The sequence below is a fragment of the Archangium sp. genome (genome assembly GCF_057119385.1).
Genome location: NZ_DBNGVP010000074.1, coordinates 69,504 through 81,687, shown reverse-complemented (window position 1 = coordinate 81,687; position 12,184 = coordinate 69,504). Strand labels below are relative to the sequence as shown.

11 protein-coding genes are annotated in these 12,184 nt (G+C 68.6%); 5 read left to right on the top strand and 6 right to left on the bottom strand.

What is annotated here, in order from left to right:
- Nucleotides 1-196: 196 nt before the first annotated feature.
- The 6 genes from AC16DP_RS17685 to AC16DP_RS17660 form a co-directional block, all read right to left on the bottom strand.
- The gene (locus tag AC16DP_RS17685; RefSeq protein ID WP_329727069.1) at nucleotides 197-637 is read right to left on the bottom strand and encodes an SMI1/KNR4 family protein; all 441 of its coding nucleotides are present in this window, start codon (nucleotides 635-637) and stop codon (nucleotides 197-199) included.
- 114 nt (nucleotides 638-751) lie between these two features.
- On the bottom strand, nucleotides 752-1,189 hold the full coding sequence (locus tag AC16DP_RS17680; protein ID WP_329727068.1) for an SMI1/KNR4 family protein: 438 nt from the start codon (nucleotides 1,187-1,189) through the stop codon (nucleotides 752-754).
- A gap of 6 nt (nucleotides 1,190-1,195) precedes the next feature.
- Nucleotides 1,196-1,630: an SMI1/KNR4 family protein gene (locus tag AC16DP_RS17675; protein WP_329727067.1), complete on the bottom strand. Its 435-nt coding sequence runs from the start codon at nucleotides 1,628-1,630 to the stop codon at nucleotides 1,196-1,198.
- Complete coding sequence (locus AC16DP_RS17670) at nucleotides 1,627-3,138, bottom strand: HNH endonuclease (RefSeq protein ID WP_329727066.1); 1,512 nt, start codon at nucleotides 3,136-3,138, stop codon at nucleotides 1,627-1,629. Before AC16DP_RS17670 ends, AC16DP_RS17675 begins: the two co-directional genes overlap by 4 nt.
- A gap of 85 nt (nucleotides 3,139-3,223) precedes the next feature.
- Nucleotides 3,224-3,679 carry an SMI1/KNR4 family protein gene (locus AC16DP_RS17665; protein ID WP_329727065.1) on the bottom strand — a complete coding sequence of 152 codons (456 nt, stop codon included), beginning with the start codon at nucleotides 3,677-3,679 and terminating at the stop codon, nucleotides 3,224-3,226.
- Nucleotides 3,676-4,368 carry an HNH endonuclease gene (locus AC16DP_RS17660; protein ID WP_329727064.1) on the bottom strand — a complete coding sequence of 231 codons (693 nt, stop codon included), beginning with the start codon at nucleotides 4,366-4,368 and terminating at the stop codon, nucleotides 3,676-3,678. Before AC16DP_RS17660 ends, AC16DP_RS17665 begins: the two co-directional genes overlap by 4 nt.
- 385 nt (nucleotides 4,369-4,753) lie before the next feature.
- On the opposite strand from AC16DP_RS17660, the gene AC16DP_RS17655 reads away from it, so the two are divergent.
- The 5 genes from AC16DP_RS17655 to AC16DP_RS17635 all read left to right on the top strand — a co-directional run bounded on the left by AC16DP_RS17655 (nucleotide 4,754) and on the right by AC16DP_RS17635 (nucleotide 12,166).
- A complete protein-coding gene (locus tag AC16DP_RS17655) occupies nucleotides 4,754-5,680 on the top strand; it encodes an energy transducer TonB (protein ID WP_329727063.1) in 927 nt (308 codons plus the stop codon).
- Between the two features lie 90 nt (nucleotides 5,681-5,770).
- Nucleotides 5,771-7,990 carry a TonB-dependent receptor family protein gene (locus AC16DP_RS17650; RefSeq protein WP_329727062.1) on the top strand — a complete coding sequence of 740 codons (2,220 nt, stop codon included), beginning with the start codon at nucleotides 5,771-5,773 and terminating at the stop codon, nucleotides 7,988-7,990.
- Between the two features lie 14 nt (nucleotides 7,991-8,004).
- Complete coding sequence (locus tag AC16DP_RS17645) at nucleotides 8,005-9,210, top strand: ATP-grasp domain-containing protein (protein WP_329727061.1); 1,206 nt, start codon at nucleotides 8,005-8,007, stop codon at nucleotides 9,208-9,210.
- Nucleotides 9,195-10,979, top strand: a complete 1,785-nt coding sequence (locus AC16DP_RS17640) for an IucA/IucC family protein (RefSeq protein WP_329727060.1) — start codon at nucleotides 9,195-9,197, stop codon at nucleotides 10,977-10,979. Before AC16DP_RS17645 ends, AC16DP_RS17640 begins: the two co-directional genes overlap by 16 nt.
- Nucleotides 10,976-12,166, top strand: a complete 1,191-nt coding sequence (locus tag AC16DP_RS17635) for an MFS transporter (RefSeq protein ID WP_329727059.1) — start codon at nucleotides 10,976-10,978, stop codon at nucleotides 12,164-12,166. Before AC16DP_RS17640 ends, AC16DP_RS17635 begins: the two co-directional genes overlap by 4 nt.
- Nucleotides 12,167-12,184 lie beyond the last annotated feature (18 nt).

The window sequence follows — 12,184 nt, the reverse complement described above, 5'->3', positions numbered from 1 at the left end:
CAGCCGCTTCCTGTCCGCTCCGGTAGGGACCCCTACACAACCTCTCAAGTCAGAGCGGCCGCCCAGTCTCTTTCTCTGTCTGCTCGCAAGTGGGGCCTCAAGCCGCGCGCGAGCGCCGCCTGCTCCGCCTGCTCCGCCTGCTCCAAGTAGCGGAACACTGCAAGCTACCCGTCCCCGCCTCATTCGGCGTTTGGTGCTAGTCATGCAGCTTCTCCAGGAATTCGGAAAAGCTGTTCGCGATGGGGTAGATGTCCATCTCAACGGTGACAAGGACGATTGTGGGTTGCGCAGGTGTGTTTCGATAGTCAAAGCATATGTGCTGGCCGCCAGGAGTGTCGGCGAATGGGAATATCCCCGTGGGGACATGCGGCTTGAGCGCTTCGAATGCTCCCCTCGCGGAATACACCTGCCATTTCTCATCTTCATGGATCGTCAAGAGCGTATTGAAAACATCGGTGCCTTGGTCCACATCAAAGACGGGGAGCTCTGGAGTCATACCTTGATGAGTGGAGACGATTCTTTTGTACTCGTCGGGAAACCACACCCCCCATTCGCGCTCGAGGGCGTTGATCTCATCTGGAGTGGTGGGGTGGGGTTCTTGCCAGAGATGACCCATCCATCGAACAGCCATTGTCATTGACCTCCTCCTCAGGTCGTCACTGTTCCAGTATGCGGCAGAGAGGCGATTCTCTTCCGGCAGGCTTGCCGCCAGGAGGGAGCCCGCCACTTGTCCGTGCCACGTGGGGACAGCCTATCCACTGTAGAGACCATTCATGAACAGCGTGAAATTGTCCGCGACGGGGCGGATGGACATTTCCGCCGTCACCAGGACAACCCTGGGCTGCCCTGGTGAGTCTCTGTCGTCGAAGCACAAGTACTCACCGCCGGGAGTGAGACCGAAGGGAAGGATCCCCGCTGGAACATGTGGCTCCAGTACACGATGCGCCTTGTTGATGGAGTACGCTTCCTTTTCTCTGTCATCACTGACGATCAACAAGACACTGAACGCGTCGTTGCCTGTGCCAACATCGAAAGCGCAAGGCGCTGGCCCCATCCCCTGATATGCGGAGACAAGTTCCCTGTAAAGCTCAGGTAGCTTGACCTTCCACTGTTGCTCGAGCCGGTCGAGAACCCATGAGTCCACCGGATGGGGTTCGGTCCACAAGTAGGTTTCCCATTGGAGCTTCATGGCTACCTAGTCATGCAGCTTCTCCAGGAACTCGGAGAAGCTGTTCGCTATGGGGTAGATGTCCATCTCGACGGTGACGAGGACGATTCTGGGCTGGCTCGGAGCGTCCCTGTAATCGAAGCATACGTATTCGCCGCTGCCGGTCAGGGCGAATGGATAAGCGCCGGGCGGAGTGCGGGTCTTCAGGAGATTGTGTGCGTCTCGTAAGGAGTAGACGCGGCTCGATTCATCCTCGCTGATGGTCAAGAAGGTGCATATGGAAGAATCGCCTCTACCAATGTTGATGATGTGCGGATTGGGAGTCATTCCTTGATGAATGGAGGCGATACTCCTGTATTCATCGGGAAGCGACACGCCCCACTGTCGTTCAAGTACTTCGAACTCTCCTGGTGCTACCGGATGCGGTGCGTCCCAGACGTAGGGTTCCCAGGAAATCTTCATGGTGAATAGGCTCCACCCCATATGGCCATCCCACCTGTATTCGGGGTGGCAAGTCGATGTTCCTCGCGTAGAACCAACTGCATCCTTCCGACGTCTTGGTGGTGGTGCCAGGTATAGCGGTTCGGAGGGAGGTCCGATTTCAAGAGCTTGGATACATCCGACTGGCTCAATCCGAGCTCCTTCGCCAGGTCGGGGTCCCGCTCAATTGCCCGGTACAGATTCGTATTGGCTGCGCGTTGATGTGCCGAGGACTTGCCGCTGCCGATGTGGATGTCATCCAGGATGGTCTCGAATTTGGAGTTGAACTCGGGGAATCCATCTTTGTCGAAGCGAATCGTGTGCTTGCCATTCGTGATGGTTTGGCCGGCCCGGTTACGGCCCTGGTTCGTGATGGGCGTGGGCGGATTCCTCGTGCCCTGGTAGGGCAGGATCTTCCCATCCTCGGTGAACCTTGGTTTGCGCCAGGACTCGATGGTCGGCAGGCGGTGCTTGCTCGGCGCGTCTCCGCCTCCATCCGTGCCCTGGGAGGCCATGGCGAGGGCGCCCGGAGCCAGTGTGAGGGTGAGGCTGCCCTGGCCCACCAGCACCTGCCGCACTTGCCCTACCGCCGCCAGCTCCAGGCCCATCTGCGTCCTGGCCATGAGGGACGCCTGTGCGTAGCCCGGCAGCCCCGGCCCTCTCATGAGCAGGTTCGTCGTCGAGCCGAGGGCCGCTGTCGCCAGCATCACCAGCAGGCGACCCACCTGCGCGCCCATCACCCGGCCGAAGCGCTCACCGGCCTCGCGTACCTCGGCGAAGGTTCGCGCCTGCTGGGTCTCCAACTCCAACTGCCTCCAGCCCTGCAGCAGGCTCCACGCCGTGTCCACGCCCAGCCAGGCCACCATGAAGCAGCCGAAGGAGACGGCGGCCGCCTGGGTCACCGGATTGGGAAACGCCAGCATGACGAGGTAGCCGGCCAGCGCGGACATCACCATGGACTGCAACGCCACCGGGTCCACCATGCCGGCCCAGACATCCACCGAGCCCTCCCAAACAGAACCCAGCGCAATGGTCAGCGCCAGGGTACGCCGTGCCTCGGCCCCCAGGGAGAGCGCGTTGCCCAGCAGTGACAGGCAATCGCCCGGAGTGCCTCGGCGCTCGCACCAGAACCGATAGCCCCGCGTCACGGCGTCCTCCCGTGCTGGCTGGGCGCATGAGGTGAGCGCCAGCCGATGGCGGGAAGGGGAGGGGAACTCCCATCCGGCCACCAGCCGGGCCATGGCCGCGTCGAACTGCGCCGCAGTCACCTCCACGGGCCTCACGCGCGCAGGGACGAAGCTCCGCGGAGGGCCTTCCTCCGTCTCCAGGCGGACCTCGACGCGGCCGTGAGGCGCTCGCGTGGCGCCGGTGATGGACTCGGCCACCCGCGTCCCATCCGTTGCGCAGGCGGCCAGCAGCAGGGTCGCCACCCACAGGCGTCCCGCCACCTGGCTCGTTCCAAGGATGCTCCTGCGATGGGTGTCTGGCATGGCACGCCCCCGAGCAGGCCGCCGTCCTGCGCAAGCGGTGGAAGCCCTCCAGGTAGGCTCGCCTGCTCCGCCGGGCGTGACGAGATTATGCATGCGGATCATCGCCGTCATGCAGTCGGGCCATGAAGTCATTGAAGCTGTCCGCTACGGGGTAGATGAACATCTCCACAGTGACCAGGGTGATCTTGGGTTGCTCCGATGATTCTCTGTAATCGAAGCACAAGTACTCACCACCAGGGGTGCTGGCGAATGGGTAGATGCCACGGGGGACATGGGGCTTCACTGCCTCGTACGCACGCATGACGGAGTATGTGCGCCACTGGGTGTCTTCGATGATCGTCAGGAGCACATTGACGACATTGGTGCCTCTGCCCACGTTGAAGACAGCGGGATGGGGAGTCATTCCCTGATACTGAACGGCCAATTCCTTGTAGGCCGTGGGAAAGGCAATGCCCAACCGATGCTCGAGTTGCTCGAGCTCTCTAGAGGTCGCTGGGTGGGCTTCGTCCCAAAGATAAGGTATCCATCTCAGTGTCGTCACGGGTGTCCTCCGCCCCAGATTGCCATGCCTCCCGTGTGTGGGCGCGAGAGGATATGTGCTTCTTCTTGTACGAGTTGCATCCTGCAGACATCTTGATGATGGTGCCAGATGTATCCTCTTGGAGCTCTGTCCAGAGTCAAGAGTTGCTCGATGCTTGTTCTGCTCAGTCCGAGTTCCTTGGCCAGGCCAGGCTCCGACTTGATTGCATCGAAGAGCCTTCGGTTGGCTGCTCTCATGTGCTGTTCGGAACGCCCACTGCCAATGTGGATATCATCCAGAATGGTTTCGAATTTCGTATCGAACTCGGCAAATCCATCCTTGTCGAATCGGACGTTGTTCTTGCCATCCGTGATGGTTTGGCCGGCCCGGTTACGGCCCAGGTTCGTGATGGGCTTGGGCGGGTTCCTCCTCCCCTTGTAGGGCAGGATCTTCCCATCCTCGGTGAACCTTGGTTTGCGCCAGGACTCGATGGTCGGCAGGCGGTGCTTGCTCGGCAAGCCTCCGACGTCCACCGAGCCTTCCCAGACAGAACCCAGCGCAATGGTCAGCGCCAGGGTACGCCGTGCCGCGGCGTCCTCCCGTGCTGGCTGGGCGCATGAGGTGAGCGCCAGCCGATGGCGGGAAGGGGAGGGGAACTCCAATCCGGCCACCAGCCGGGCCATGGCCGCGTCGAACTGCGCTGGAGTCACCTCCACGGGCCTCACGCGCGGAGGGACGAAGCTCCGAGGCGGGCCCTCCTCCGTCTCCAAGCGGACCTGGACGCGGCCGTGAGGCGCTCGCGTGGCACCTGGCACCGGCTCGGCCACCCGCGTCCCATCCGTTGCGCAGGCGGCCAGCAGCAGGGTCGCCACCCACAGGCGTCCCGCCACCTGGCTCGTTCCGAACAGCTCCTGGAGAAGGGTGTCACGCATCCGTGACCTGGACCCTATGCCAGGGTCTCTTTCGAGACCGCAAGCGAGGTCACGGTCCGCGAACAGGGTCCTACTTGACCTGATGACGACCGGTGAAGTAACAACTCGTCCGTGGAAGTTGATTCTGATTCGCAAAATCGCTCTTGAGTCTCGAGGAGGCGCCGTGGCGGAGGCAGCCATGCAGCGGTGGGAGAGAACGGAGGTCCCGAGTGAGAGCCGTGTCCCGGCCAGCACGGGAGCGCCCGCACACCCCCTGTTCAGCGCCGTCCTCCAGCCGCGCGCCGAGGGCGCGAGCCGCGGGCGTTTCGGAAAGGCCGCCTTCGTGGCCCTCGCCGTCCACGGGGCCGCGCTGCTCCTGCTCTCGGTGGGGGCTTCCTCGCGGGTGGTGGCGCCCGGGTCCACCGGCGGGGCAGGGGGCTCCCGGGAGATCGCCTTGAGCTTCATGGTGGCGCGCGCTCCGGCGGCCCCGGCTCCCACCCCGTCCCCGCCGCACGCGAGCAGGCCCGCTCCCGTGCGCCGGCACGTGTCCAGGCCGGCGCGGGTCCTCACCCCGAGGCTCCCCGCCGTTGAACAGCCCGCTGCGCGCCCGCCGCCCGCGGAGCCCACGGTGGAGGCCACCGAGGAGGCTCCGGCGGACGTCGCGGAGGGCCCCCCCGCCGAGGCCGCTCCGGGCGCCGAGGCCGGCGGTGGAGGCATCGGGGCGGTGGCGGGCTCCCCGGGCGGAGGCGTCGGGGGCGCGGGCGCGCTCATGCCACCGCCGCCGCCTCCTCCTCCGTCCCTCACTCGCGAGCAGCGCCAGTCGCTGACGAGCAGCTACCTCCAGGAGCTCCTCAGGAGCCGCATCGCCGCCCGCTTTCAGTACCCGCCGCAGGCCGAGGAGCTGGGGCTGGAGGGCGTCGTGACGCTGCGGGTGTCCATCGGCCACGGGGGCCAGCTGCTGGGCATGCGCGTGCACGGCCCCTGTCCACACCCCATGCTGTGCGACGCCGCGCTGCGCACCGTGCGCGAGTCCCTTCCCTTTCCACCGCCTCCCGCCGAGCTCGGCCAGAGCATCGCCGTGGATGTCCCCTTCCAATACCGCCTGGAGTGAGTCCACTCCCGGCCCTCGCCCCGCACCGCGTCCTTCCCCATGAGCATGCTTCTTCCCTCCAGGTCTTCCTCTCCCTCGAAAATGAAATTGATGCGCATTCTCAGTTTCACGATTCCGTGCCATGGCAGGGGGGCCCGTGTCCCGGTGCTGCTGGCGGTGTGCGCGCTCTCGTCGCTGGCGAGGGCGGAGGACGGGGGGCCCCAGGCGGGCACGCAGCCCGTGCCCCTGTCCGAGGCCGCGCGCCCTCCCGAGCCTTCTGCCGGGCTCCCTCCCGAAGCTTCTCCCGAGTCTCCTCCCGCCGCCGCCGCGGAGCCGGTGGAGGCCACGCCCACCGCGGAGGGCGCGGACGGAGCGCTCCAGGTGGCGCCGTTGACGGCGACGGGGACGTGGCTGGGTCCGCCCTCGGAGCGGACGGTGCGCACGTACGCCGGTGCGCGGACGGTGCTGGACGAGCAGGCCCTGTCCAACTCGGGCGCACGCACCCTGGACGACGCGCTGCGCGTGGTGCCGGGCGTGCGCGTGCAGGACGAGAGCGGTACGGGCCTGCTGCCCAACATCGGCATGCGCGGCCTGTCCCCGGCGCGCAGCGAGCAGGTGCTGGTGTTGATGGATGGGATTCCCGTCAGCCCCGCGCCCTACGGCCAGACGGGCCTGTCGCTCTTCCCGGTGACGCTGCAGACGCTGGAGGCGGTGGACGTGGCGCGCGGCGGCATCGCCACCCACTACGGGCCCAACAACGTGGGCGGCGTCATCAACCTCGTCACGAAGTCCATTCCCAGGGAGCTGCTCGTCGCCGGGCGCATGGGCGTGGCGCTGGGGCCCGAGGGCCTGGCGCTGGGGGATGCCTACGCACGGGCCGGCGGGTTCCTCTCCGAGCGGCTCGGCCTGCAGCTCCAGGCCAATGCCCTGCTGGGTGACTCCTTCCGCGCCCACTCCCATACGCGCGCGGTGAACCTCCTCGGTGACGCGGAGTGGCGCCCCTCGGAGGTGCTGACGCTCAAGGCGAAGCTCCAGTACTACCAGGCGGGCTCGGATCTGCCGGGTGCGCTCACGCCGGAGGCCTACGAGCAGGACGTGACGCGCTCGCAGCGTCCCCTGGATCGCTTCGACGGCAACGCCCTCCGGGGCTCGGTGTCGCTCACGCGCAAGCTCGGCGCCGGCGCGCTCGGCGTGACGGTGTTCGGCCACCAGGCCCACCGCGGGTTCTCCTTCGCCACGCCGCTCGATGCCGGGGGCACTCCCACGAAGCTGTCCTCCTCGCCGCGCGACTACGGGGTGTGGGGCGCCGAGGTGCGCCAGGTGCTGCCCTTCGAGGCGCTGGTGCCGCACGAGGTGACGTGGGGGCTGCGCTACATCGGCGAGCGGGTGGACTACCTCGTGGACAGCCGGGACCTGGCCACGGACGTGCTCACCGTGACGCGCGACTGGTTCTTCCGCACGCACGCCTTCGCCGGGTACGTGAGTGACACGCTCTCGCTGCTGGATGGCCAGCTGAAGGTGACGCCCGGCCTGCGCTTCGAGTACCTGGCGCTGCGCCATGACGACCGCCTCAAGGGCGTGCGCAACCACAACGCCACGCAGGACGTGCTGCCCGGACTGAGCATCGGCTACCAGGTGGTGAAGCCCCTGTTCCTGTTCGGCAACTACCACCGCTCGTTCCGGCCGGTGCAGTTCACGCAGATCACCTTCGGCAACGAGCTGGTGTCGGAGAAGGCGGACAACCTCGAGCTGGGCGCGCGCGTCTTCCCGCTGCGGTGGCTGGACGTGGGCTTGACGTGGTTCGACATGCGCTTCCAGAACAAGCTGGAGTTCATCGACGCGGCGACGGGCTTCCGCAACCTGGGCGACGCGCGGCACCAGGGCCTGGAGACGTCGCTGGGCTTCCACCCCTTCCGGGCGCTCGACGTGCGGCTGGCCTACACGTACCTGGATGCCACGCAGCGCTCGGGAGCGTTCGCCGGCAACCGGCTGCCGTATGCCTCGCGGCACGAGGGGACGTTCCGCGTGGCGTACCGCCGGGGAACGCTCACGGGCAACGTGAATGGCTCCTGCCGCACGGACGCCTTCTCCGACGCGGAGAACACCGTGGAGGAGAACGCCAGCGGCTCCAAGGGCCTGGTGCCCGGCGGCTGCATCGCCAACGTCCACGTCTCCGAGTCGTTCCGCGTGGAGCAGACGCAATTCCGGGTAGGGCTCGGGGTGAACAACGTCCTGGATGCCCGCCTCTTCACCCGCAACGTCGATTACAGCCTCGGGCGCGTGCCGTCACCGGGGCGCTCGGTGCTCGTCACGCTCGACTTCGAGCGCTGAAAGGAAGGCCCCCCATGAAACCCATCGTCATCCTGGCCCACGTCCCCAGTGAGCCCGTCACCCGGGGCTTCGTCCCCGCGGCCCGCCGGCTGGGCTTCCCCGTCGTGCTGCTCACGGATCGCCTCGAGGAGCAGCAGGAGACGTTCTCCCGGGTGCCCGCCGCCGAGGCGCCCGGCTCCATCCTCGCCTGTGACGTGTTCAACCCGCTGTCGGTGCTGGAGGCCACGCTGCGCCTGGGCGGGCGGCCGGCGGCGCTCTTCTCCAACAGCGATCACCTGCAGACGAGCACCGCGCTGGCGGCCTCCTACCACGGGCTGCCGGGCAAGGACTGGACCGCGGCGCTGCGCGCGAAGAACAAGGCGGAGATGCGGCGGTGGTTGGCCGAGCGGGGCGTGGAGCGCGTGTGGCACGCGGCCGTCGCGGACGAGCAGGGGCTGAGGGAGCTGGAGGGGCCGGTGCCGCTGCCGTGCGTCGTGAAGCCCGCGGAGGGGGTGGCGAGCGAGCAGGTGCAGCTGGCGCGCACCCACGAGGAGGTGGCCGCGTCCTGCCGCGACATCTGGCGCGTGCGGCCGGGCCAGCGGGTGGTGCTGGAGGAGTACCTGGAGGGGCCGCTCGTCACGCTGGAGACGCTGGGAGACGGGGAGCGGCTGCAGGTGCTCGGCGGCTTCCGGACGCACCTGTCACCGCCGCCGTACTTCATCGAGAAGGAGGCGTGGTGGGGGACGGGGCTGACGGCGCGGCAGGAGGAGGAGATGGTGGCGGTGCTGCGCGCCGCGGGCGTGGGCTTCGGCGCGTGCCACACCGAGTTCGTCCTCACCGCGTCGGGCCCGCGCGTCATTGAAATCAACTACCGCACCATCGGCGACTCCCGGGAGTTCCTGCTCGACGAGGCGCTCGGCCTCCGGCTGTTCGAGCAGGTGCTGCGGCTGCACCTGGGCGCGCCGCTGGAGCCGGGGAGGCCGCCCGAGGTGGCCGCGGGCATCCGCTACTTCTGCGCGGAGCGCCCGGGGGTGCTCACGCGCGTGCCGGCGGCCTTCCGGCGGGTGGAGGACGGACTCACGCTGATGTTCACCCCCACGCGCACCGAGGGCGCTCAGGTGCGGCTGACGAACTCGAACCGGGACTACCTGGGCGTGCTGCGCGGCTTCGGCGGCACGCAGGCGGCGCTCGAGCGGGCCTTCGCTCGCGCCGGCGAGGAGCTGCGATGGGAGCTGAAGTGATGGAGGCGCGCCGCTACCTCTTCCAGCGGACGCTCGACACGCTCCTGCGCGAGGACGTGGGCGGGTGCGTCTCGCGGGCACGGTTCTCGCCCCTGCCTCCGCGCGGGGCTCCGGTCTCTGGAAGCGCAGCGGCCCGGGAGGGGTGGCTCGTGGTGGAGACGGGAGGCGAGGGGGAGCGGGTGTGGCTGCCCGCCCTTCCCACCGGGCACATGCAGGACTGGCGCTTCGATGCCAGCCGCCCGGTGGTGGCGGAGCGGGGCGGGACGTTCCTCTTCGTGGAGGACCCCGCGGAGCTGGTGCGCTGGCTGCTGCCGCCGGAGACGCCGGAGGAGGAGACGTGCCTGCGGGAGTTCTCGCTCGAGTACCGCACCGCGCTGGAGCACCGGTTGCGCTGCGAGGCCGAGCGGGAGCGGCTCTTCGCCACGGCAGGAGGTTCCCCACCGGCGCGCTGGTGGGAGCAGCTGCTGCACCACGACAGGCTGGCGTCCTTCCTCGATCATCCCTACTACCCCACCGCGAGGGCCAAGGTGGGTTTCGGCCTGGGGGACCTGGAGCGCTTCGCTCCCGAGTTCCAGCCCGTCTTCCTGTTGCGGTGGATGGCGCTGCCCCGGGCGCTGCTGCCGGTGCGGGGCCAGACGCGGCCCGCCTGGTGGCCGCGCTTCGAGGACGTGGGGCTGCCGGTGGCGCTCGAGGACTCGCACACGCTGCTGCCCGTTCACCCGCACACCTGGGAGACGCTCTGGGATGAGCCGGCGCTCGCGGAGCTCCTCCCGGTGGCGGTGCGGGCGCCGAAGCCCTTCGTGGAGGTGACGCCGACGCTCTCGGTGCGCACGGTGGTGGTGCTCGCGGAGCCCCACTGGCACCTGAAGCTCCCGCTGCGCATCCGGACGCTGGGCATGCGCAACCTGCGCACCATGAAGCCGAGCACCCTCGCCGACGGCCACACCGTGCAGTCGATGCTGGGCCAGTTGCTCGAGGAAGAGCCCGGGCCGCGGGGAAGGGTGCTGCTCACGAACGAGGAGTACGGGGGCGCCGTCGAGGGCCAGCCGCTGCTCGGCTTCCTGGCGCGGCGCTACCCCGAGGCGCTCACGGACGAGACGATCGTGAGCGTCGCGGGGCTCGCCGCCAGCGGTGCGGATGGCCGCGGGGTGATGCGGGCGCTGGCGGACGGCTTCTTCGCGGGGGACGTCCGGCGGCTCTTCGAGGAGTACGTGGCGCTCACGTTGGACCTGCACCTGCGGCTGTGGGTGCGCTACGGCATCGCGCTCGAGTCCAACCAGCAGAACAGCATGCTGGTGCTGTCGCGGCGCGAGCCCCACCTCCGGCTGTTGCTCAAGGACAACGACGCGCCCCGCATCTGGCCGGAGCGGCTGGGCCGCCATGCCCGCTTCGCCTCCGTGCCCGGGCAGCTGAAGGACCGGCGCATCCTCTGCGAGGACGAGGACGCGCTCGCGCGCATGTTCCTCACCATCACCCTCCAGCTCAACCTCTCGGCGCCCCTGGAGGCCATGGCCGCGCGGGGGGAGCTCGGCCGCGACGAGGCCTACGCGCTCGTGCGCTCCCGGACGGAGCAGGTGCTCGGCGCGCTGGAGCGCGAGGGCGAGGACGTGTCGGCCGCGCGCCGCTGGCTGCTGGAGACGGAGCGGCACCCGGTGAAGTACCTGCTCACCGCGGCCACGCTCCGCCCGAAGTCACTGACGGGCGCGGCGGACATCAACAAGTTCTACGGGCTGACGGGCCCCAACCCGCTCCGCCAGGCACGGCCATGAGCTCCGCGCGCAACCGGAAGGTGGCCGCCGTGATGGCCGCCCACTTCGTCGCGGCCTTCGCGGCGCTCGGAGTGCCTCCGTATTTCGGGAAGATGGTGTCGGTGTCGCTCGGGGAGCAGCGGACCTGGCTCCCCGGTCTGCTCTACGTCCTTCCCACCGTGCTCACCGCGGTGAGCAGCCCCTTCTGGGGGCGCATGGCGGACCGGCTCGGCGCCCGGCCCATGCTGCTGCGGGCGCAGCTCGGCCTGGCGCTGGCCTTCCTGCTGGCCGGGTACGCCTCGTCCACCCCGCTGTTCGCCGCCTCGCTGGTGCTGCAGGGGCTGGTGGGCGGGACGTTCGGTGCCTCCAATGCCTTCCTGGCCACGTTCCTCCAGGGCCGGGCGCTGCGCGACAGCCTCACGCTCATGCAGGGCTCGGCTCGCGCCGCGCTGGTGGTGGCGCCCATCGCCGTCGGCTTCCTCCTGCCCGCGGGAGATCCACTCCGCGTCTACCAGCTCCTCTTCTGGCTGCCGCTGGCCGCGGTGCTCATCACCCTCGGGGTGAAGGCCCAGGACAAGGAGCCCGCCCCGGGCGAGGCCGCGCCCCGGGTGGAGGCCGCCGGGGAGCGTCCCGCGTTCACCGCGGGCGAGGTGTTCGCGCTCCAGTTCCTGTTCACCTTCGCGACGGTGGTGACGTTCCCGTACTTCCTGCCGCATGCCGAGCAGGTGCCGGGGGCGGGGGCTCGCGGCGTGGCCGGAGTGCTGTTCGCCCTGCCACACCTCGTCTACCTGCTGGGCGCCGCGCCCCTGAGCCGGCGCGTCCGGGAGCGGCCCCTGGCCCTCTTCGCGGGAGCGCTGGGCGTGCTGGCCGTGTCCCTGGTGGCCCAGGCGGGAGCCACGGGGCTCGTCGCCCTGGTGGTGGCCCGGCTCCTGATGGGGCTGGCCATGACGATCTGCTTCATCTCCCTGCACGGCCTCGTGGCGGACGTGGTGCGCGAGGGCAGCGCCGGCAAGGCCTTTGGTTGGTTCGAGGCGAGCTCCAAGTGGGGTGGGGTGGCCGCCGGGTGCGCCGCGGGCGGGGTGAGTGCCGTCTGGGGCCTGGCCTCTCCGTTCCTGCTGGGCGCGGTGGGCGCCGCGGGGGCCGCTGTCTACGTGGTGCATCGGATGTCCCGGACGGCGCCCGCCGGCCAGGTGCGTCCGGCCCGATGAAATCGAAAGAAGGAAGGA

What these genes read in the sequence shown, in the direction of transcription:
- AC16DP_RS17685 (WP_329727069.1), bottom strand. Translation starts at nt 637, where the DNA reads ATGACAATGGCTGTTCGATGGATGGGTCATCTCTGGCAAGAACCCCAC.
- AC16DP_RS17680 (WP_329727068.1), bottom strand. Translation starts at nt 1,189, where the DNA reads ATGAAGCTCCAATGGGAAACCTACTTGTGGACCGAACCCCATCCGGTG.
- AC16DP_RS17675 (WP_329727067.1), bottom strand. Translation starts at nt 1,630, where the DNA reads ATGAAGATTTCCTGGGAACCCTACGTCTGGGACGCACCGCATCCGGTA.
- AC16DP_RS17670 (WP_329727066.1), bottom strand. Translation starts at nt 3,138, where the DNA reads ATGCCAGACACCCATCGCAGGAGCATCCTTGGAACGAGCCAGGTGGCG.
- AC16DP_RS17650 (WP_329727062.1), top strand. Translation starts at nt 5,771, where the DNA reads ATGCGCATTCTCAGTTTCACGATTCCGTGCCATGGCAGGGGGGCCCGT.
- AC16DP_RS17645 (WP_329727061.1), top strand. Translation starts at nt 8,005, where the DNA reads ATGAAACCCATCGTCATCCTGGCCCACGTCCCCAGTGAGCCCGTCACC.
- AC16DP_RS17640 (WP_329727060.1), top strand. Translation starts at nt 9,195, where the DNA reads ATGGGAGCTGAAGTGATGGAGGCGCGCCGCTACCTCTTCCAGCGGACG.
- AC16DP_RS17635 (WP_329727059.1), top strand. Translation starts at nt 10,976, where the DNA reads ATGAGCTCCGCGCGCAACCGGAAGGTGGCCGCCGTGATGGCCGCCCAC.